Source organism: Elusimicrobiota bacterium (assembly GCA_016182905.1).
Classification (GTDB): domain Bacteria; phylum Elusimicrobiota; class Elusimicrobia; order UBA1565; family UBA9628; genus GWA2-66-18.
Window position 1 is genome coordinate 76882 of the sequence record JACPFR010000052.1, and the last position, 20620, is coordinate 97501.

22 protein-coding genes are annotated in these 20620 nt (G+C 70.0%); 13 read left to right on the forward strand and 9 right to left on the reverse strand.

Annotation, left to right across the window (positions count from 1 at the left end; translation table 11 throughout):
• Window positions 1-116: 116 nt before the first annotated feature.
• Complete coding sequence (locus HYV14_15980) at window positions 117-338, forward strand: hypothetical protein (GenBank protein ID MBI2387488.1); 222 nt, start codon at window positions 117-119, stop codon at window positions 336-338.
• Between the two features lie 14 nt (window positions 339-352).
• On the opposite strand, the gene HYV14_15985 is transcribed toward HYV14_15980, so the two are convergent.
• Window positions 353-1135 (reverse strand): CYTH domain-containing protein, encoded by a 783-nt coding sequence (locus tag HYV14_15985; protein MBI2387489.1) that lies wholly within the window; start codon window positions 1133-1135, stop codon window positions 353-355.
• A 26-nt stretch (window positions 1136-1161) separates the two neighbouring features.
• Between HYV14_15985 and HYV14_15990 the strand changes: the two genes are divergently transcribed.
• Complete coding sequence (locus HYV14_15990; GenBank protein MBI2387490.1) at window positions 1162-1653, forward strand: histidine phosphatase family protein; 492 nt, start codon at window positions 1162-1164, stop codon at window positions 1651-1653.
• Window positions 1654-1735: 82 nt separating this feature from the next.
• On the opposite strand, the gene HYV14_15995 is transcribed toward HYV14_15990, so the two are convergent.
• Window positions 1736-2737: an inorganic phosphate transporter gene (locus HYV14_15995; protein MBI2387491.1), complete on the reverse strand. Its 1002-nt coding sequence runs from the start codon at window positions 2735-2737 to the stop codon at window positions 1736-1738.
• A gap of 3 nt (window positions 2738-2740) precedes the next feature.
• The gene (locus HYV14_16000; GenBank protein MBI2387492.1) at window positions 2741-3367 is read right to left on the reverse strand and encodes a DUF47 family protein; all 627 of its coding nucleotides are present in this window, start codon (window positions 3365-3367) and stop codon (window positions 2741-2743) included.
• A gap of 65 nt (window positions 3368-3432) precedes the next feature.
• Here HYV14_16000 and HYV14_16005 point away from each other — a divergent pair, with 65 nt between their 5' ends.
• The 9 genes from HYV14_16005 (at window position 3433) to phoU (ending at window position 12614) form a co-directional block, all read left to right on the forward strand.
• Window positions 3433-4212: a response regulator transcription factor gene (locus HYV14_16005; protein MBI2387493.1), complete on the forward strand. Its 780-nt coding sequence runs from the start codon at window positions 3433-3435 to the stop codon at window positions 4210-4212.
• On the forward strand, window positions 4209-5957 hold the full coding sequence (locus tag HYV14_16010; GenBank protein MBI2387494.1) for a PAS domain-containing protein: 1749 nt from the start codon (window positions 4209-4211) through the stop codon (window positions 5955-5957). The genes HYV14_16005 and HYV14_16010 overlap by 4 nt, the downstream gene beginning before the upstream one ends.
• Before the next feature lie 63 nt (window positions 5958-6020).
• Window positions 6021-7016 carry an HNH endonuclease gene (locus tag HYV14_16015; protein ID MBI2387495.1) on the forward strand — a complete coding sequence of 332 codons (996 nt, stop codon included), beginning with the start codon at window positions 6021-6023 and terminating at the stop codon, window positions 7014-7016.
• A gap of 46 nt (window positions 7017-7062) precedes the next feature.
• Window positions 7063-8250, forward strand: coding sequence for a putative porin (locus tag HYV14_16020; protein ID MBI2387496.1), 1188 nt, complete (start codon window positions 7063-7065; stop codon window positions 8248-8250).
• A 122-nt stretch (window positions 8251-8372) separates the two neighbouring features.
• The gene (pstS, locus tag HYV14_16025) at window positions 8373-9368 is read left to right on the forward strand and encodes a phosphate ABC transporter substrate-binding protein PstS (protein ID MBI2387497.1); all 996 of its coding nucleotides are present in this window, start codon (window positions 8373-8375) and stop codon (window positions 9366-9368) included.
• Between the two features lies 1 nt (window position 9369).
• The gene (pstC, locus tag HYV14_16030; GenBank protein MBI2387498.1) at window positions 9370-10272 is read left to right on the forward strand and encodes a phosphate ABC transporter permease subunit PstC; all 903 of its coding nucleotides are present in this window, start codon (window positions 9370-9372) and stop codon (window positions 10270-10272) included.
• Window positions 10269-11120: a phosphate ABC transporter permease PstA gene (gene pstA, locus HYV14_16035; protein MBI2387499.1), complete on the forward strand. Its 852-nt coding sequence runs from the start codon at window positions 10269-10271 to the stop codon at window positions 11118-11120. The genes pstC and pstA overlap by 4 nt, the downstream gene beginning before the upstream one ends.
• Window positions 11121-11139: 19 nt before the next feature.
• Complete coding sequence (gene pstB, locus HYV14_16040) at window positions 11140-11952, forward strand: phosphate ABC transporter ATP-binding protein (protein MBI2387500.1); 813 nt, start codon at window positions 11140-11142, stop codon at window positions 11950-11952.
• Complete coding sequence (phoU, locus tag HYV14_16045; GenBank protein MBI2387501.1) at window positions 11949-12614, forward strand: phosphate signaling complex protein PhoU; 666 nt, start codon at window positions 11949-11951, stop codon at window positions 12612-12614. Before pstB ends, phoU begins: the two co-directional genes overlap by 4 nt.
• Here phoU and HYV14_16050 read toward each other — a convergent pair.
• From HYV14_16050 to HYV14_16075, 6 genes are read right to left on the reverse strand one after another with little or no spacing between them, the layout of a single operon-like run.
• A complete protein-coding gene (locus tag HYV14_16050; GenBank protein ID MBI2387502.1) occupies window positions 12611-13210 on the reverse strand; it encodes an exopolysaccharide biosynthesis protein in 600 nt (199 codons plus the stop codon). The two genes, phoU and HYV14_16050, sit on opposite strands and share 4 nt — an antisense overlap.
• Before the next feature lie 3 nt (window positions 13211-13213).
• The gene (locus tag HYV14_16055; protein MBI2387503.1) at window positions 13214-13825 is read right to left on the reverse strand and encodes a hypothetical protein; all 612 of its coding nucleotides are present in this window, start codon (window positions 13823-13825) and stop codon (window positions 13214-13216) included.
• Entirely contained in the window at window positions 13822-14805 is a 984-nt protein-coding gene (locus HYV14_16060) for a hypothetical protein (GenBank protein ID MBI2387504.1), read from the reverse strand. The genes HYV14_16055 and HYV14_16060 overlap by 4 nt, the downstream gene beginning before the upstream one ends.
• A 37-nt stretch (window positions 14806-14842) precedes the next feature.
• A complete protein-coding gene (locus HYV14_16065) occupies window positions 14843-15703 on the reverse strand; it encodes an NAD-dependent epimerase/dehydratase family protein (GenBank protein MBI2387505.1) in 861 nt (286 codons plus the stop codon).
• Entirely contained in the window at window positions 15700-16482 is a 783-nt protein-coding gene (locus HYV14_16070) for an SDR family NAD(P)-dependent oxidoreductase (protein ID MBI2387506.1), read from the reverse strand. Before HYV14_16070 ends, HYV14_16065 begins: the two co-directional genes overlap by 4 nt.
• Window positions 16479-17426, reverse strand: coding sequence for a sterol desaturase family protein (locus tag HYV14_16075; protein ID MBI2387507.1), 948 nt, complete (start codon window positions 17424-17426; stop codon window positions 16479-16481). The genes HYV14_16070 and HYV14_16075 overlap by 4 nt, the downstream gene beginning before the upstream one ends.
• Before the next feature lie 184 nt (window positions 17427-17610).
• On the opposite strand from HYV14_16075, the gene HYV14_16080 reads away from it, so the two are divergent.
• Window positions 17611-19917, forward strand: coding sequence for a hypothetical protein (locus HYV14_16080; protein ID MBI2387508.1), 2307 nt, complete (start codon window positions 17611-17613; stop codon window positions 19915-19917).
• On the forward strand, window positions 19914-20620 hold a 707-nt coding region (locus HYV14_16085), incomplete at its 3' end, for a hypothetical protein (GenBank protein ID MBI2387509.1). The genes HYV14_16080 and HYV14_16085, both read left to right, overlap by 4 nt.

Genomic DNA, 20620 nt, shown 5'->3' on the forward strand with positions numbered 1-20620 from the left:
CCCGATCCTCCCGGCGGCGGGCGCCCGATGGAACTTTTCGGAGCCCTCGATCGTATGAATAGTAGGCCCTATGACCCTTGTGGGCCGGGGAAAGGTGCGATACAATGGCCGACGACATGCGACGCGAGATCAACGAACTCAAAGAGTCGGTCGGCCGAATCGATTCGACCCTCAACCGGGTGATGGTGGTCGTGGCGAATATCGCCGGCACCTTGGTCGAATTGAAGGAGAATATGGCCACGAAAAGGGATATCTCCGACCTGAACTCCCGCATGGACGGCTTCGCCGGACTTCTGCTGGACTCGCGCCTGAAGAAGCTCGAAGCGCCCCGGGCGTAGCCGCGCGGCGCGCGCTACTTCAGGAAGAACGACGCGCAGCGGTGGTACTTGTCGAGCGGCTCGCGCCGGAGGTCGAACTTCTTCTCGACGGCCTTGTTGAAGTCGAGCATCTCGTCGAGGTGCTCGAGCTTGTCCTCGAGCGAGCCGCCCTCGGCCTTGATCTCGTTCTCGAACTCGCAGAAGGTCGAGAGCGCGTGCAGGCCGCGCTTGGCGATGTAGAAGGCGGAGACGCGGTCGAGGGAGGGCTCGAGGAAGGCGCTGCCCAGGTCCACCTCGAATTTCTCCTTCTGGTACAGCGCGATGATCGGGCCGCTCGTGATGCGGCGCACCGTCCGCGCCCCCAGATGGCGGCGCATCGCCTGCCCCATCTCCGGCCCCGCGTGCTTCCTTAAGATCGCGTCCACGCTGAAGTCGGTGAACTTCACGATGTCGTGGTGGCTCTCCTCGCGCACGAGCTTGTCGAGGCGCTCGGAGGCGAACTCGGAGCGGTACAGCATGCCGTCCCGGGTGAACCCGGGACCTTTATATTGAAGATAAACGGCGGTGCCGTTCTTCTTGTAGCGCAGGCGCAGGCTGGCGCCCTTCTTCAGGAGATCGAAGGACGGCGTGTCGAGGAACTGGTCGAAGAAGAAGGCGCTCTTCTGGTGCCTGACGCCCTTGCGGTCGAGGAGCCAGTCGCGCAGGTCCCCGGCCTCCTCGGGCGCGACGCGCTTCTTGCACTCGATCTCGACGAAATGGAGGTCGTCGATCGCCAGCTTCCGGAACAGGAGGCTCGTGAAATCGTCGAGTCGGCTCATCGGGGTTTTAGGATATCATATCGACGATGGAGATCATTTTCCTGAGGCACGCGCCCGCCGGCGAGCGCGAGGACTGGGCCCGGACCGGGCGCCCGGACTCGGAGCGGCCGCTGACGCCCGACGGGCGCAAGCGCGCCCGCGAGGCGGCCAAGGGCCTGGCGAGGCTCGTCGAGACCGCGGACCTCGTCGCGACGAGCCCGTGGACCCGCGCCCGCGAGACGGCCGAGATCGCGGCGAAGGCGCTCGGGGCGCCGCTCGCGGAGACGAACTTCCTGCTCCCGCACCGCTCCCCGGCGAGCCTCGCGGGCTGGCTGTCGGGGCTCGACGGCGAGCGCGTCGTCCTCGTCGGCCACGAGCCGCATCTGTCGCGGGTGATCTCCTGGCTGCTGGCGGGGTCCTCCCGGACTTTCGTCGCGATGAAGAAGGCGCAGGCCGTCCTGCTGGAGACTCCGAAGGCCGCGGCGGGCTCCGCCGTCCTGGCGTGGTCGCTCCCACCGAAGGTCCTGCGCCGTCTATAAAGGTGCCAGGCCTCCCATTATCCCATTACTCGAGTAATGGGATAATGGGAGGCCTGGCACCAACTCGCCTGCGCCGGCTGAGCTAGAAGAAGAGCTTGACGACCTGGTAGGTGAAGCCGGCGCAGATCGCGGCGAACGGGATCGTGAGGAACCACGCCCAGACGATCCGGCCCGCCACGCCCCAGCGCACGGCCGACAGGCGCTGGGTCGAGCCGACGCCGACGATCGCGCCCGTGATGGTGTGGGTGGTCGAGACGGGCACGCCCATGAAGGAGCAGATCATGATCGAGAGCCCCGCGCCGGTCTCGGCGCAGAAGCCGCCGACGGGCTTGAGCTTGGTGACCTTGTTGCCCATCGTGTGGACGATCTTCCAGCCGCCCATCATGGTGCCGAGTGCGATGACCGCGTGGCAGCTGATGACGACCCAGAACGGCACGTAGAACTTCTCGCCCAGGAGTCCGTTCGAGAACAGCAGCACCGCGATGATGCCCATCGTCTTCTGGGCGTCGTTGCCGCCGTGCGAGAGGCTGTACAGGGCGGCGGAGAGCAGTTGGCCGACCCGGAAGGTACGGTCCACCTGGCTCGGCGCCTTGCGCCGGTAGATCCAGAACACGGCGACCATCAGCAGGAAGCCGAAGAGCATGCCGATCATCGGCGAGAGGAAGATGAAGGCCACGGTCGTCTTGAGCTTGTCGTACTGCAGGACCGATGTCCCCGCCTTCGAGATGCCGGCGCCGACCATGCCGCCGATCAGCGAGTGCGACGAGGAGACGGGTATGCCGAGCTTGATCGTGATCCAGGACCAGATGCTCGCGCCGATCAGCGCCCCGGCGACGACCGCGGTGTCGACGACGGCCGGGTCGACGAGGCCCTTGCCGATGGTGTTGGCGACGTGCACGCCGAACACCGCGAAGGCGACGAAGTTGAAGAACGCCGCCCAGACGACGGCGTGCCTGGGCGACAGGACGCGCGTCGAGACGACGGTCGCGATCGAGTTGGCCGAGTCGTGCATCCCGTTCAGGAAGTCGAACAGGTACGCGAGCCCGATGACGAAGAGGACGGACGCGGACAGATGCGGCGGCATCGCCTAGGCCTGCTTGACGAGGATCGTCTCGAGCGTGTGGGCGACGTCCTCGCACTTGTCGATGGCGTGCTCGACGGTCTCGTAGATCTCCTTCCACTTCATGACCTCGAGCGGGTCGGGCTTGCCCTGGAACAGCTTGCCGATCGCGACGCCGAGCGCGTGGTCGCCCGCGTTCTCGAGGCGGTTGATCTCGATGCAGTAGTCCATCACGTGGCGGGATTTCTCGGGGTTCTGCAGCTCCTTGATCGCCTTGCGCACCTGCTCGGTCGCCTGCCACAGGATGTCGGTGAGCTGGACGAGGTCGTCGGTGCTCTTGTCGATCTGGTAGAGGAACATGCGCTGGCCCGCCGACTCGATGAGGTCGGTGATCGTGTCGAGCTCGCTGGCGAGCTCGCGGATGTCCTCGCGGTCGAAGGGCGTCACGAAGGTCCGGTTGAGCTTCTCGTAGATGTCGTGGGTGGTGATGTCCGCCTCGTGCTCGATCTCGCGGAGCTTGTCGAAGGACCCGGTCTCGCGGCTCCACTTCTGGGCCATCTCGCGGAACAGCTTCGCGGCCGCGACGCTGTGGGCCGCCTGCGCCTCGAACAGTTCGAAGAACTTCTCTTCCTTGGGGATGAAGCTGAAGGCCATGGGCGGGATCCTCTCTGCGTAAAATCGGGCGGACGAACGCGTGACGAACGCGTGACGGCTCGGAGATGATAGCGGATAGCGCGGCCCCCCCGCAATGCGAGGGCCGCTTCAGATGCGTTGACTCCCGCGGCGCGAAATGGAAACATGTCGTCGTGGCGCAGGAAAAGCTGCTCGTCGTCGAGGATGACCGGAACCTGGTCAAGCTCCTCAAGTACAACCTCGAGAAGGAGGGCTGGCGCGTGATCTCCGCCGCCGACGGCGAGGCCGGCCTGGCGGCCCTGCGCAAGGAGCGTCCCGACCTGGTCGTGCTCGACGGGATGATGCCGAAGCTCGACGGCTTCGAGTTCCTGAAGATCATCCGCCGCGAGACGCGCGTCCCCGTCATCATGCTCACCGCCCGCAAGGAGGAGATGGACCGGGTGCTCGGCCTCGAGCTCGGCGCCGACGATTACGTGACCAAGCCCTTCGGCGTGCGCGAGTTGATCGCGCGGGTGAAGGCACTCCTGCGCCGCGCCGCGCCCGTGTCGGAGTCCGCCCCCGGCGGCGTGCTGCGCGCCGGCGGCATCACGCTCGACCCCGAGCGCTACGAGGTCGCGGTCCGCGGGAAGGCGGTCGCCCTGACCACGAAGGAGTTCGAGTTCCTCAAGCTGCTGCTCTCCGCCGGCGGGCGGGCGCTCACCCGGGACCAGCTGCTCGAGAAGGTCTGGGGCTACGACCGCTCGATGGAGATCGACACGCGCACGATCGACCAGCACGTCGCGCGCCTGCGCGAGAAGCTGGGGCCCGAGGGCGTGCTCGTGGCCACCGTCAAGAACGTCGGCTACCGGATCAAGGCGGACGCATGAGCCGCCCGGCGGGCCGCTTCGCCCCGCGATTGGCGCTGGCCGTCGGCGCGCTGCTGGCCGCCGCGATCGGGGCGCTGGGGCTCGTCTTCGCGGAGGACCTCGGGCGGGAGCTCACCGGCGACCTGACCCGTTCCCTGCTGATCCAGGCGCGGCTGGGCGCGCGGGAATCGACGCCCGACGCGAAGGCCCTCGGGGCCGCCTGCGAATGCCGGGCCACCGTGATCGATCGCGACGGCGCGGTGCTCGGCGACTCCAGCCTCGACGAGGAGGGCCTCTCGCACGCGGAGAACCATCGCGCCCGCCCCGAGGTCGCCGCGGCGCTCTTAGGCCGCGAAGCGAGCGCCGTGCGCCGCTCGGCCACGATCGGCGTCCATCATCTGTACGCCGCCGCGCCCGTTCCGGCCCCCGGCGGCGGGGTCCGGGGCGCGGTCCGGTTGTCTCTTCCCCTCACCGAAGTCGCGCGCCGGGTCGCCTTGGCCCGGCGCTTCGTCTTGTGGGCGGCCCTATCGGTGTTCGCCGCGGCGCTGACGCTCGCGTGGCTGCTGGCGCGGGTCGCCGGCCGCCCGCTCGAGGAGATGGCGGCCGTGGCCAAGAGGCTGGCGGCGGGCGAGTACGGCGCGCGGGTGCGCGGGCCGCTCGGCGGCGACGAGCGGGCCCTCCTCGGAGAGACGCTCAACGTCCTGGCCGCGCGGGTGGAGGAGACGATCGGCGAGCTGTCCCGCGACAAGGGCCGCCTCGCGGCGGTGCTCGACCAGATGGCCGAGGGCGTGGTCGCCGTGGACGCGGAGGGCCGCGTCCTGCTCGTCAACCCCGCCCTGTCCCGCCTGCTCGGCATCGATGCGGAGCAGGCGCGCGGGCGCGGCCACCTTGAGAGCCTGCGCCATCACGGCCTCGCCGAGCTCGTGGGCGAGGTCCTTCGCGGCGGCGCCCCCGCGGCGCGCGAGCTCCGGCTGTTCTCCCCCGACGAGCTCGTCTTCGACGCCCATGCCGCCCCCCTCCAGCAGGGCGGCAAGGCCGCCGGCGCTCTCGTCGTGCTCCACGACATCACGCGCCTGCGCCGCCTCGAGCTGGTACGCCGCGATTTCGTCGCCAACGTCAGCCACGAGCTGCGCACGCCGCTGTCGTCGATCAAGGGCTTCGCCGAGACCCTGCGCGAGGGCGCGGTCGACGACAAGGAGAACCGCCTCGGCTTCCTCGCGACGATCGAGGAGCAGGCGGTCCATCTCGCCAAGCTCGTGGACGACCTCCTCGACCTTTCCTCCATAGAGTCCGGGCACCGCCAGCCGACCCTCGCGCCGACCGACCTGCGGGCGCTGGCGGTGGACGTCACCCGCCGCTTCGCCCCCGCCGCGACCGAGCGCGGAGTGTCCCTGGCGACGCTCTCGTCCGGGCCTCTGACGGCGCTCGCCGACTCCGAGCAGGTCCGCCAGGTCCTCGCGAACCTCATCGACAACGCGATCAAGTACACCGAGCCCGGCGGGCGCGTCGAGATCGCGCTCGAGGCGAAGGGCGCCGAGGCCGTCGCCTCCGTCCGCGACACCGGCGTGGGCATCCCCGAGACCGACCTGGCGCGCGTCTTCGAGCGCTTCTACCGCGTGGACAAGAGCCGCTCGCGCGAGGCCGGCGGGACCGGCCTGGGGCTCGCCATCGTCAAGCATCTCGTCGAGGCGCAGGGCGGCCGCGTCTGGGTCGAGAGCCGCCAGCCCGGCGGGTCGACCTTCTTCTTCGCGCTCAAAGCCGCGTAATTTTTTACCTGCCAAAGTGGCAGGTTGATGCAACTTTTTCGGGGGGTCATTCGTATAGTAGGTATGGACCCCATAGCCGACCCGATAACCGAGCTGCTGCGATTCTGCTGCGAATCCTCCGATGACGAGCTGTTCAGGCGTCTGGAGAGCAGGAATATCAGCGAGCGCGCCCATCTGGTGGATGTTCTCGCGATCCTGGGCGAGTTGCACGCGCGACGTGCCGTGCTTCCGAAGTCTTTCCCCTCCTTGTTCATGTATTGCACGCAAGTGCTCGGGTACTGCGAACGGACGGCTTACCGGCGCGTCGCGGTCGCGAAGGAGAGCCGCAAATATCCCGTGATCCTGCGGCTGCTGCGAGCCGGAAAAATCCATCTCACCGCGATAGTGCTCCTTCGCGACCACCTGACGCAGACGAACCACGAGGAGGTCCTGGCGCGGGCCGAAGGCGCGTCGATGGATCAGCTCAAGAGGATGGCGGCCGCGATGAGCCCGGTGCCCATCGCTCCGCCGGAAAGAACGCGAGTGATCGCCGTGGTCGAAAAGGAGAAGATCCTCGGCGGCTTTGAAGCGGTCCACGTCAAAGGCGAGCAGCCCGAAATGGGACTCGCATCCGGTCCGGCGTTCAAATTCCGGACCGAGCACGTGTTCACTCTCGGGGAGGCCGCGGAAGCCAAGCTGACGCGGGTGCGAGAGCTGCTGGCGCACAGATTCCCGATGGGCGACGTCGAGACAATCTTCGAGGCGGCGCTCGACGCCTTGCTCGACGCGGTCGATCCGGACCGGCGGAAGGCGCGGCCTGATCCTGACTCGCGTCCTCTCGCCGACCAGACGCGGCGCATCCCCGATTGGGTGAAGCGAAAGGTGCGAGACCGCGATGAGGATCGCTGTGCCTTCGTCTCTCGAGATGGGATCAGGTGCGGCGAGCGCCGGTTCCTTCAGTTCGACCACATCGTCCCGTGGTCCTTGGGAGGGCGATCCGACGATCCGGCGAACGTCCGTCAGCTCTGCGGGGCACATAATCGCTGGGCTTGGCGTCACGCGTTCGTCACGCGGAGTTGACCCCCGCAGTACGGACCATTCGTCATGGATGCGTTACTCTGTGTCCATGAAACCTACATTCCTCCTCGCCGCTCTTCTCGCCCTCGCCGCCGTCCCCGCCTCCGCCCAGCTCGACAAGCTCAAGCTGTCCGAGACCATCCAGTCCATCAAGTTCTCCGGCGACATCCGCCTGCGCGACGACATGAGCGCCAAGCGCGGCGCGGGCCAGAACGACCGCGGCCGCCTGCGCTACCGCCTGCGCTTCGGCCCCGAGATCGAGCTTCCCGAGAACCTGACCGCGGTCATCCGCCTCGGCTCCGGCACCGGCGAGCAGGTCTCGACCAACCAGAGCTACGACAACCTCAGCGGCCAGAAGCAGATCTGGATCGACCTGATGAACCTCCGTTGGAAGCCCGTCATCCACGACGACGCGACCGCCGCCCTCCACGCCGGCCGCATGGCCAATCCTCTCTGGCGCGTCTACTCCTCGGACATCGTCTGGGACGACGACTTCAACCCCGAGGGCTTCGGCGAGAGCCTCGAGCGGGTGTTCGCGGGACCGGAGCTGTCCGTGTTCGCCAACGGCCTGCAGGCCGTCGCCGACGAGGACTCGAACTCGGGCAAGAACCAGTGGTACTTCTCGCAGCAGCTCGGCGTCGAGAAGACCTTGCCGCTCGACAGCCGCCTGCGCCTGGCCGGCGCCTACCACAAGTGGAGCGACGAGAACCGCTCCAGCTTCGGCCAGACCACGGTGCAGGACGGAAACCGGCGTCTGACCAACGGCTCCTTGGCCGCGCGTTTCGGCGTCGGCGAGGTCACGGCTCAGCTGTCCTCCTGGATCGGCTCGGTCCCCCTCGCCTTCCAGGGCACGGTGATCCGGAACTTCCGTCAGGTCCACAACGACAGGATCCAGGGTCCGGTCGGCCGGGACGGCTACCAGTTCGGCTTCATCGCCGGCGCGGCCAAGAAGCAGGGTCAGTGGGAGGCCGCTTACTTCAAGAAATACTCCCAGATCGACGCCACCGTCTCCGACGTCACGGACTCGGACTTCGGCGACGGCGGGACGAACCGGGTCGGCCACATCGCGTGGGTCGCCTACAACCCCCGCGACTGGATGCAGCTGAAGGTGAAGGGCTTCGTCACCGACGCCCTCGACCGCAGCTTCCCGACCGTGGCGGGCGTCACGCCGACGGCGGCGACGAACCTCGACAAGGCGATCAACCGCCTGCAGATCGACATGTCGGTCAAGTTCTAGATGCTGAAGGCCTTCGATCGGCATCTGCGTCCGGCCGCTCGCGGCCGGACGTCACGAGCCGCAGACGCAATCGTCACGCGTTCGTCACATTGGACCCATATCATGACTTCACGGAGATTAAAATGAACCGCACTCTCAGCCTGATCGCCCTCCTCGTCGCGGCCCCCGCCGCGGCGCAGATGAAGACGCTCAACGGAGCGGGCGCCACCTTCCCGTATCCGATCTACTCCAAGTGGTTCGACGAGTACCACAAGGTCAAGCCCGAGCTGCAGATCAACTACCAGTCGATCGGCTCCGGCGGCGGCATCCGCCAGATCACCGAGCGCACCGTGGACTTCGGCGCCACCGACGGCCCGATGACCAACCAGCAGCAGTTCAAGGTGGACGGGAAGATCCTCCACATCCCCGCGGTGCTCGGCGCCGTCGTTCCCGCCTACAACCTGAAGGGCATCGAGGACCTGAAGCTGTCCGGCCCCGTCCTGGCCGACATCTTCCTCGGCAAGATCACCCGTTGGACCGATCCGGCCATCGCCAAGCTGAACCCCGGCGCGGCCTTCCCCGACGCGGCCATCACCGTCGTGCACCGCTCGGACGGGTCCGGCACGACCTACTGCTGGGTGGACTACCTCTCCAAGGTCAGCCCGGAGTGGAAGTCGAAGGTCGGCGTCGCCACCGCCGTCAAGTGGCCCGTCGGCCTCGGCGGCAAGGGCAACGAGGGCGTCGCCGGTCTCGTCAAGCAGACCCCGAACGCGCTCGGCTACGTCGAGCTGATCTACGCGAAGCAGAACGACATCTCCTACGCGTCGGTCCTCAACAAGGCCGGCAAGTTCGTCAAGGCGTCCATCCCGTCGGTGACCGCCGCCGCCGCGGGCACCAAGATGCCGAAGGACTACCGCGTGTCGATCACCGACGCCGAGGGCGAGGCCGCGTACCCGGTCTCGACCTTCACCTGGCTGCTGATCTACGAGAAGAACGCCGGCGACAAGGGCGCGGTCCTCAAGGACTTCCTCAAGTGGATGCTCAAGGACGGCCAGGGCATGGCGAGCGCGCTCGGCTACGCGCCGCTTCCCGACTCGGTCAACTCCATGGTCGCCAAGACCATCGAGAGCATAAAATAGGATGATTGCCGCGGTCTCAGACCGCGTCCGCAAGGTCCCCGGCTCTCGCGAGAGAGCCGGGGACCGCCTTTTTCGCCGGGTCATCGCCGGCTTCGCCGGCGTCATCCTGCTCGCGGCCCTGGCGCTGGCCTGGCAGCTCGCGCGCGAGTCCGCCGAGACCTGGAGGACCTTCGGCCTCTCTTTCCTCTGGACCTCGGATTGGGACCCGGTCGCCGACTCGTTCGGCGCGCTCCCGTTCCTGTACGGCACCGCCGTCTCCTCCGTTCTCGCTTTGCTGGTCGCCGTCCCCCTCGGCGTCGGCGCCGCCGTGTTCCTGACCGAGCTCGCGCCGAAGCGGCTCGCCGAGGTCCTCATGTTCGCCATCGAGCTCCTGGCGGCGGTGCCGAGCGTGATCCTCGGCTTGATGGGCATCTTCCTCCTCGTCCCCGCGGTGCGCGCGGCGGGCTCGCCCTACGGCGTCGGCATGCTCACCGCCGGGCTCATACTGGCCTTCATGATCCTGCCCTACATCACGACCATCACCCGCGAGGTCCTGCTCACCGTCCCCCGCCCCCTCAAGGAGGCGATGTACGCCCTCGGCGCCACCCGCTGGGAGGTGGTGCGCGGCGTGAGCCTGCCTTACGCCCGCTCGGGCATCGTCGGCGCGGTGTTCCTCTCCCTCGGGCGCGCGCTCGGCGAGACCATGGCGGTCACGATGGTGATCGGCAATACTCCCCAGATCAAGGCCTCGCTGCTCGAGCCGGGCTACAGCATGGCCGCCGTCATCGCCAACGAGCTCGCCGAGGCCGCGAGCGACGCCCACCTCTCCGCGCTCGTCGCGATCGGGCTGACCTTGATGGCCGTCACCGTCGTCGTCAACGGCGCCGCGCGCCTCATGCTGTACCGGCTCGGGGTCCGCAAATGAACGACGCGCTGTACGCCCGCCGCAAGAAGGTCAACGCGCTGATGTTCGCGCTGACCGCGGTGTGCGCCGCCGTCGCCTCCGGGACCTTGCTCGCCATCCTCGGCTACATCGCCTGGAAGGGCGCCTCCTCCATCAGCTGGGCCTTCTTGACGAACCTGCCCAAGCCGGTCGGCGAGCAAGGCGGCGGGATCGCCAACGCCGTCGTGGGCTCGGCCAAGGTCGTCGGTCTCGCCGGCCTGATGGGCGTGCCCGTCGGGGTCCTGGGCGGCGTGTACCTCGCCGAGTACGGCCGCGGCAAGTACGCCTTCGCCGTGCGCTACGCCGCCGACGTGATGAACGGCGTCCCCTCGATCGTCGTCGGCCTGTTCGCCTACGCCCTGATCGTGCATCCGATGAAGAGGTTCTCCGCGCTGTCGGGCTCGGTGGCGCTCGCCTTCATCATGGTCCCCATCGTCCTGCGCAACACCGAGGAGTTCCTGCGCCTGGTGCCGGGCACCATCCGGGAGGCCGCGCTCGCCCTCGGCGTGCCGCGCTGGAAGGTCACCTTGCTCGTCATCCTCCCGACGGCCGGGCGCGGCATCCTGACCGGAGCCCTGCTCGCGCTCGCGCGCGTCGCCGGCGAGACCGCGCCGCTGATCTTCACCGCCTTCGGCAACCGCTTCGCCGACAACGGCTGGCTCAACCCCATCGCCACCTTGCCGCATACGATCTTCACCTACGCGATCTCCCCCTACGAGGACTGGCACAATCAGGCGTGGGCGGCGGCGCTTATCTTGATGATCTTCGTGCTGCTGGTCAACGTGACCGCGCGCGTCTGGCTGAGGCCGTCGAGCGGAGCCTCGCACTGAGATGAACCCCACTATGGACATGATGAGACCGATGCCGCTGCCGGCCATGAAAGAAGGATCGGCGCCGCAAGACGCCGGCGCCGCAGTCGTGATGTCGGTGCGCGAGCTCCGGGCCGGCTACGGCGCGGCGCCCGTCCTGAAGGGCGTCAACCTGGAGATCCGCGAGAAGACGGTGACGGCGATCATCGGCCCTTCCGGCTGCGGCAAGTCCACCTTGATCCGCTGCCTCAACCGCATGCACGAGGCCATCCCCGGCGCGACCTGCGACGGCGAGATCCTCCTCGGCGGCCGCAACGCCCTCGACATCGACCCCGTCCTGCTCCGGCGCGAGGTCGGCATGGTGTTCCAGCGGCCGAACCCCTTCCCCACGATGACCATCGCTCAGAACGTGGCCGCCGGCCTCGTGCTCAACGGCGTGCGCGACCGCGCGCTCATCGCGGAGACCGTGGAGAAGAGCCTGCGGCGCGCCGCGCTGTGGGACGAGGTCAAGGACAAGCTCGACGCCCCCGGCGTGGGCCTGTCCGGCGGCCAGCAGCAGCGCCTGTGCATCGCCCGCGCGCTCGCCGTGGAGCCGCGCGTGCTCCTGCTCGACGAGCCGTGCTCCGCCCTCGACCCGATCGCCACGGGCCGCATCGAGGAGCTGCTCCTTCAGATCAAGGACCAGCTCACCGTCGTCATCGTCACGCACAACATGCAGCAGGCGGCCCGGGTCTCGGAGTATACTGTGTTCATGTTGATGGGCGAAATGGTCGAATACGGGCAGACGCGGCAGATGTTCACGAAGCCCGCCGACAAGCGCACCGAAGACTACATCACCGGGAGATTCGGATGACGATGAAGCGCCATTTCGACACGGACCTGGAGGACCTCCGCGGCCGGCTGCTGCGCATGGGGAGCCTGTGCGAGGAGATGGTCCACTACGCGGTCAAGGTCGTCGTCGAGCGCGACGACAGCCACGTCGCCAAGGTCCAGGACTGGGAGCGCCAGGTCAACGCGCTGCACATCGACATCGACGAGGTCTGCCTGAGGCTGATCGCCCTGCACCAGCCCGCGGCCGGCGACCTGCGCCTGATCGCGGCCGCCATCAAGATCAACTCCGACCTCGAGCGCGTCGGCGACCAGGCCGTGAACATCGCCGAGACCGGCGTCTACCTCCTCAAGGAGCCGAAGATCAAGCTCGGCGACATCCCGCGCATGGTGGAGGTCGCGGCGGGCATGCTCAAGGACTCCCTCGACGCGTTCTCCCGCGGGGACGTCGAGCTCGCGCGCGACGTGATCCGGCGCGACGACGAGGAGGACCGCCTCAAGAGCCAGACCTTCAACGAGCTCGTCACCCTCATGCAGAGCGACGCGTCGGCCATCCAGCGCGGGATGGACATCATCCTGATCGCGCGCAATCTGGAGCGCATCGCCGACCACGCCACGAACGTCGCCGAGGACGTGATCTTCATGGTCCTCGGCAAGGACATCCGGCACTCCGCCGAGAAGGTCTAAGGGAACGCCGCCCGCCACAGCGCGAGGGTCCCGTCGGCGCCGAGCAGGGCCAGGCCGACGTGGAAGCAGACGGTGAGGAAGATCCCGAGCCAGCCGAGCAGGGCGATCAGGCCGTCTTCCTCGAGCATGCCCAGCGAGAGCAGGACCGCGGGGCTGGCGCAGATCATGTTGGACAGCGGGATCGGGAACGGCAGGGCGAGCAGGGCGCCGCACAGCGCGATGCCGGCGCCGACCGCGCGCTCGTTGGCGGCCAGGGCGCGCCAGCGCGGGCGCGACACCTTTTCCGCGAGCGCGAAGAAGCGGCGCGCGGCGCCGAGCAGGAGGTGCAGGGTATTCGCCTCGAGGCGGCGCCTCGCGATCCAGTCCGGCAGATGCGGCTCCCTGCGGCCGCGGACGAGCTGGACGCCCTGGAGGGCGATGAACGCGCCGAGCACGGTCGAGAGCCCGGCCAGCGGCAGGGGTTGGAGGAAGGGCATGCACACGAAGATGATGATGAGCCCGAACCCGGCGTGGTGCATGCGGCGCGTGAGCTGGCCGAGGGTCATCGGACCGTCGATGGCGGCCTCGAGCGCGACCAGATGGCGCTCGACGGACATGAATCAGCGCGCGGCGCGGGCGTGGATCTCGTCGGCGGCCTTGCCGTCCGCCGAGAGGACCTCGACGGCGTCGCCGACCTGGAGCGCCTCGAAGGGGATCGCCTCTCCCGGCTTGCCCTCGGCCTCGCGGACGATCTTGGCCGTCTCCGGCACGGTGAACTCCCGGATGGCCTGGCGGCCGGTGCGCACGGTCAGGACGCCCTTGAGGACGTCGGTGTTCGCGACCTCTCCGCGCGCCGCTTCGGCGCCGCCGGGGGCGTCCGCCTCGGGCTTGGGCCCGGACTTGAGGTCGAGGGCGGAGAGCTCCTTCGTGTTCGGGTCGTAAAGGCCCTTGAGCACGAGCGCGCCGGCGACGGCCGCCTTCTGGAACTTCGCGGGCTTGCCGTCGAGCGTCACCTTGGTGCGCGGCGAGACCTTGAGGTCCTCGGTGCGGCCGGCCTTGTCGAGGAGCGTCAACCGCCCCTCGCGGAAGACGGGCCCGTCGGCGCTCGGCGAGATCTTGGACTGCGACTTCAGCACCTTGCCCGCGGTGCGCGCCGGCGCGGGCTTGAGCTCGGGAGCGGCGGAGGCGGACGTCGCGATGAGGACCGCGAGTCCGGCGGCCAGCCGGTTCACGCGTTGTCCTCGACGACGGCCTCCGGCGCCGCCTCTCCGGCGGGCTTGACCTTCTCCACCTGCACGCGGCCCTGGGCGTCCACCTTCACGCCGTGATGGCGCTTGAGCTCCTCGAGGATCTCCTCGGGGGAAAAGCCGTGGCTGCCGGCGCGGTTCTTGATGTCGTTGAGCAAGGTCTTCACGCGCGACGGGACGTCCTTGATGCGCTGAAGGCGGGAGGCGTAGGTCCAGGCGGCCTCGGAGAGGGTCTTGCCGCCGGCCTTGCGGGGCTCGCCGGTGTCGGGCGGCAGGACGACGGGAGCGGGCGCTAAGGCCGCCTCCGGGGGCGTCGACCGGGAGGACGAGCGCCCGCGTCCGCCGCGGGAGCGGCCGCCCCGCGCGGGAGCGGCGGCGCGTCCGCCGCGGGAGCGTCCGCCGCGGCGGCGGTTGTTCTTGGCCTTCGTCGTGCCCGCGCTCTCGTAGGTGCCGGTGCCCTCGATCTCCTTGAGCTCGGCTTCCATGTCGCGATGCGAGGTCCAGACCGTGGCCATGCGGCCCAGGCGCTGGAGCTCGGCGGTCATTGCTGTTAAAGTCGCATCATTCGTGACCATGAGAAACGGCACATGCTGGGGCAGGACGGCGTGCAGCATGCCGGCGTGCAGGCTCATGACGAAGTCGGCGGCGTTGGCGCCGCCCTTGGGCGAGGTCACGGTGCAGAAGTTGGGCAGGCGCGCGAGCGGCTTCTCGAGGTTGCGCGGCAGCAGGGCGCCGGGTCTCAGAAATACGCGGACAAGCGTATGACGCGTCACGCGGGCGTCCGGCGGGACGTGCGGGTCGTTGTCGCCGTCGATGAGGAGGACGTTCTCGATCGGGGACCGGGGCATCGTGTAAGCCGCGGGCTCGGCGTAAGGCGTGGTGTCAAGGACGGGGGCGGCGTCGTCCGTCCCGAGAGGGGCGGTCGTGGAGAGGTCTTCGGCGGTCGAATCGTGTGGGGTAGTCATTGTTTTGTGGTCCGAGTATAGCAATTACCCCCCGGGGCTAGCGGAAGGCGTTCCACGAGGCGAAAAAGAGGTCCGCGTCCGGCGGGAAGCCGTTGAAGCGGGGCGCCCAGCCGAGGAGGCGGCCGGCCTTGGAGGCGTCCACGCGCTGGTCGAGGGCGAGGCCGTGCGCCATGCCCCCGTAGGCCTTCTCCGCCTCTGGAAAGGACAGGGCTTTCACTGTGCCCCCGGCGCCGGCGGCGCGGGAGGCGGCCTCGGCCATCTCCCGGACGGTGAAGCGAGAGGCGTCCACGGCGTTGAGGAGCTCTCCCGCGAGCCCCCCCTCGGCCGCGCGGACGTACACGTCCGCGAGGTCCTGGACGTGCACGACCGCCCAACGGTTGGCGCCGTCGCCGACGATGGGCGCGGCCTTCCGCTCGACCGCGCCCTGGAACCACAGGCCGGTCAGCCCCCCCGTCCCGCCGTACACGCAGCCGGGGCGGATGACGAGGCCTTTGGCGGCGAGGACGAGCTTCTCGTGCTCCGAGCGCCACGGCATCAGCGGCGCTCCGGCCGAGGACTCGACGAACGGCCCGCCGGGGCCGTACTGCCAGACGCCGGAGGTGTAGAGGACCCTGCCGCCGATCCCCAGGAGCGCGTCGACGGTTTTCCGGTCGAGCGCCTCGTACTCCGCGCTGTACTCGACCGCGCAGTGCACGAGGATCTCCGAACTCCAGGCCGCGCGCTCCCACGCTCTCGCGTCGCGCATGTCGCCGATCACCGGCTCGATCTCGGCGGCGGCGAGCGACTTCGCCTTCGCCGTCGAGCGCGTGAGCCCCGAGACGCGGTGGCCGCGGCGGCGCAGGGCCTCGGCGACCGCGCGGCCGATGTAGCCCGTGGCGCCGGTGACGAAGATCCTCATCGGGGCGTGGGTCTCTTCACGCGCATCGGCGCGAACTGATGCGCGATCCAGTCGTACAGAAAGTCCGGGATCGCGGGCAGGATGTACTTGCTCGCGTACGAGAGCTGCCACGGGAAGTGCACGACGCGGCGCTTCGCGTCGATCCCGCGCAGCATCGCGGCGACGCCGTCGGGCGTCTCCATGATGAAGGGCATCGTTCCCGGGGCGTTGCGGTCGGTCATCTCGCTGCGCACGAAGCCGGGGCAGACGGTCACGATGGAGACGCCGGTGCCGATCATGTCGACCCGGGCCGACTCGAGGAGCGTGATCAGCGCGGCCTTGCTGGCGGAGTAGGGGCCCGACTTGGGCAGGCCGCGGAAGCCCGCGAGCGACGCGACGCCGGCGATGATCCCGGACTTCTGGGCGAGCATGTCCGGTATGACCGCCTCCATCCAGTGGCAGACGCCGAAGACGTTCGCGTCGAAGGTCCACTGCACGGACTCGGCCTTGAACTCCTTGGCGCTCATCATGTCGCCGACGCCGGCGTTGAGCACGGCATAGTCGAGGCCCCCCCACGCGGCCTTGACGGCGGCGTAGTGGGCCTTCACGTCGGCGGGCTCGGTGACCGAGCCGCACAGGACCAACGGCTCGCCGCCCGCCGCCTTCACCAGGCGCGCCGTCTCCTCCAGGTGCTCCTTGCGGCGGCCGCTGACGGCCACGCGCCAGCCGCGGCGACCGAGCTGGACGGCGGCCTCGCGTCCGAGGCCGGAGGTCGCCCCGGTGACGAGCGCGCGGGTCACGCGGCGGCCGTCTCGGGCCGGACGAGCGCCAGCAGGTCCTTGGCCCGGACATGGAGGTCGAGCGCCTCGATCTCGGCGGGATGCAGCGCCAGGCGCCGCTCGAGGCAGGCGATGAGCTGCTCGATCTTGCGCAGGGAGCGCGGATGGCGGCGCGCCTGCGTGATGAACGCCGCGTACTCGGCGGGAGAGGCCTCCTTCAGCATGTAGCGCCAGTTCGTCGCGTCGGAGAAGGTCAGCGCGTCCGCGGAGACCACCGCGTCGATCTGCGCGCGGTGGGCGTCCGGCTCGAGGAAGGTCCCGAACAGGCGGTCCATCAGCGGGTGCACGATGGTGAAGTTCATCGCCTGGTCCCAATGGTGGAGCAGATGGATGTCGGCGAGGCGCTTGAAGTACGCGCGGTCCTTCCACGGGTGCCGGACGAGGTGGAAGCGGGAGTGGGTCTCGTCGACGAGGAACTTCGCGTACACCGCGACGCCGGCGACGAAGGCGAGGGTGCCGACGTTGGCGCCGTGCGTCCACAGCGCGAGGCAGGCCGCGATCCAGCCCGGGACGACCCAGGACAGGGCCAGCCCCGTCTCGGAGGCGACGTACCCGGTGTCGCGCTTGTAATGATCGCCGATCGGGTAGATCACCATGTGGTGGAGCCAGTGGTACATCTGGTTGCGCCGCACGGTGGCGGACTTCCGCGTCAGCCAGCCGACGTGCTGGAAGAAGCGGTGGTAGGCGTAGCCGAAGGACTCGACGAGCAGCACGCCGCGCAGGAACATGACGATAGGCTTGGCCCAGGGCGGGAGCAACCTCGCGGAGAACGGCTCGGCCCAGGCGAAGGCGATCAGCGCGACGACGCCCGCCGCGGTCCAGATCTCCAGAAGGCGCTTGCGCAGGGAGGCGTCCGGGCGGCGCAGGAGGGCCGCCCACAGCTCGGCGTCGAGGGTGTTGGTCATGGCTTCGAGAGTACCAAATCGGGCGCCGCCGCTTCGATAGCCGCCGCGTGAATTCCGGGTGACGCGGCCCTGGCGTTCGACGGGCGCCCGGTGTATGATAGTGAGGAGCTGGGCCATAAGGCCCAGGCGCGAGCGGCGGATCCGGCCTCATAATCGCTATAATAAAAGTAGGAGACTCCCGATTATGCGCAACGCCTTGATTCGGCTCGCGCCGTGCGCCGTTTTCCTGTCCGCCCTCGCGTCCGCCCAGGTCGTCGAGAAGCCCGTCTCCGGAGGCACCAACACCGGCTCCGCGGCCGCGGTCCCCGGCACGGGCGCCAACAACCCCTCCGGCACCCTCGGCGGCGCGAACGCGACCGGCCTGGGTCTCCAGCCCGGCCTCGGCCTTCAGGCCCCCTCCCCCGTCCTCAATAACGGCGCCGCGGCGCCCGCGCAGATCAACCCCGTCTCCGCCGTTCCCGTCGCCGGCGCCGCGCTGCCGATCCGGACGGTCGGCTCCCCGGTGAAGACGGCCGCGCAGCCGGTCGTCACCAAGGCGGTCCCGGTCGCGCAGCCCGGTGCGGCGCTGCGGACCCCTGGGTCGGTGAAGGCGGACGCCCCCGGCGCGAAGGACGCTCCGCCAAGCGCCTCCTCGACGCTCGACGCCACGGCCCGCGGGATCACGCAGGGCGCCAAGGCGGAGGCCGCGGGCGGCGACGGGCTGTCCGTGCGCCAGGCCCTCGACCGCGCCTACGACTCGTCCACCCGCGGCGGCGACGTCGCCGGCGGCGCGGGCGTGGCCGGGAAGTTCTCGAGCGCGCGCGAGAAGGTGGCGGGCCTCGTCGGCGTCGCCAACAACTCGGCCCCGGCCGACGCTCCCGGGCTCTACGCCTCGGCCGTCAAGACCGCCGCGGAGACCTTGCCGTCCGCCGCCGCCGCCGCCGTGACCAAGGCCGTCCTCTCCTTCGCCGCGCGCAAGGCCGACATGTCCCTCACCGACCTCGCCCAAGCCGCCTATACCGCCGCCGCCGACGGCCAGGCGACGGAGGCCCGCCGCCTCGTGAAGTCCCTCGACAAATGGGAGGAACTGCTCGGCGCCCCGGGCCGCCCGCTCATCTCCAACGGCGACCGCCTCAAGGCGGGCGTCGAGAACGCCCTCGCCGAGTCCAAAGCCGGCGCGAAGTCCTCCGCGCCCCGGGTCTGGGTCGTCAAGCGCGGCGGCTCCTACGTGGCCGCTTTGCCCGGCACGACGGTCGAGAAGGTCCCCGGCCTGGCCGCGTCGTTCGCGCTCAAGCTCGAGAAGCTCTCCCTGTCCCCGATGTCCGACGCGTACCGCGCGTTCGCCGCCAAGCCCGGCGTGCGCGCCGCCGTCTCTGCGCGCGTGTCGCTGGGCGAGTCCGTCCCGTCCGCCGTGATCGGGACCGGCTGGACCTGGCTCAAGCACCTCGTCCTGCGGGCCTGGAACGTGCTGACCGCGCTCCTGCCGGGCCGCGGCCTGCCGTCGGCCGCGAACGAGTCGACGATGCCGCGCCTGCGCGAGGCCGCGCTCGCGTGGCGCGAGGCCGCGACCGCGGGCGATTCCGCCGCGCGCGCCGCCGGCGCGCCCCGCCTCACCGTGTCCCGCGCGCGGGGGGCGTTCGCGCTCGCCCTCAAGGCGGCCGCCGCCCACGAGTCCCTGACCGGGGAGGCCGGCGCCGTCTCCCGCGTGGAGTCCCTGTCGGCCGAGTTCGAGGCCGGGGTCAAGCGCGCCTCGCTCTCCCCCGCCGACCGCCTCACCCCCGGGCTCGAGTCGATCGTCGCGGGCGCGGGCGGCCTGCGCCACTGGTCGGCGCGCTACGCGTCCGACGCGCGCGAGCGCGGCGGCGACGCGTTCGCCAAGGTCCGCGGCGCGAGCCCCGTCACGGTGCTCGGCGACGGCCCGGGCGCGCTCGCGGCGGCGACGCTCGCCGCGGCCTCGAAGGAGCTGCGGTTCACCGCCTTCGGCGACGCGCTGTGGGCGTCCGGCTCTGGAGCCTACGGCGAGGCCAAGCTGTCGGCCGATCTGCGCTCGACGGAGTCGGGCGGCTCCCTCGTCCTCGAGACCGAGCGCGGCGACGAGGCCCTCGCGTCCTCGCTCGACGAGCTCGGCTTCGCGGTGACGCGCCGCGGCCGCGGCCTGAGCGCCCGGCTCGACGCCGAGACCGTCTCCGCCGACGCGCGCGAGATGACGGAGCTCGCCGCCGACGGAGCCGCGCTGATCACGGGCGCGCCCCGCGGCGCGAGGGCGGCCGCGCCGTTCGCCCTCGCGCGGCTGCTCGCCGACATGAAGCGCGCGCCGAAGGACGCGGCCAAGACCGCCGCCTCGCTCGACGGGACCTCGCGGCTGTCGCGCGCGAAGACCGTGGGCTGGGTCGGGGAGTACGAGGCCGTCTCGGCCGAGCTCGCCTCCCAGGGCGTCCGCGTGATCGCCCTGCGCGATCCCGCCACCGGCCTGCCGAAGTTCGCGCGCATCGAACCTCTGCGCGTGAAATGAGCCGCGGTCTTCCGCTCCCGCTCCTCCTGCTCCTCGCCGCGTCCGCGCGCGCCGAGCCGCTTCCCGGCGCCTTCTCGGGCCTGTCCCTGAGCCTCGGGCAGGGCCGCCCGGTGTGCGCGCGGGCGACCTTCGACCGCAAGGCCGCGGAGGCCGGAGGGCGCGTCCTCGTCCTCGACGCGGCGGCCGAAGGCGACGACGCGGCGATCCGCATGGCCGAGGCCGTCGTGACGCGGCGCGGCGGCCTGTCGAGCCGCGCGGGCGCGGCGGCCCGCCGCCACGGAGTGCCGGCCGTCTCCCTCGGCCAGGGTCGCTGGGACGAGCGCGGCCCGGCGCTGTACCTCGACGAGCCTTCCTATGGTCCGACTCAGACGGCCTCCGGCTACTCCTATCGTCCGGTGATCGGGTCCGAGGAGCGGGCGCTGCGCGAGGGCGACGCGGTGATCGTCGACGCGGCGAGCGGCCGCGTGATCCTGGTGCCGCCGTCCGAGGCCGAGGCCCGCGTCGCGGCCGCCGAGGCCGCGCGCGCCTACGACGGCCTGCGCGACGCCGTCGCCCTCGAGGTGTGGCTGGCGCAGGCCGAAGACGCCCGGCGCGGCGCCGCGCTGCTCGAGGAGCTGGTCCCCCGAGCCGCCGCGGGCGCGATGCCCGCCGACGACCTGTCCCGCGTCCGGCGCGCCGCGGAGCGGACCGTGCCCGCCTCCGC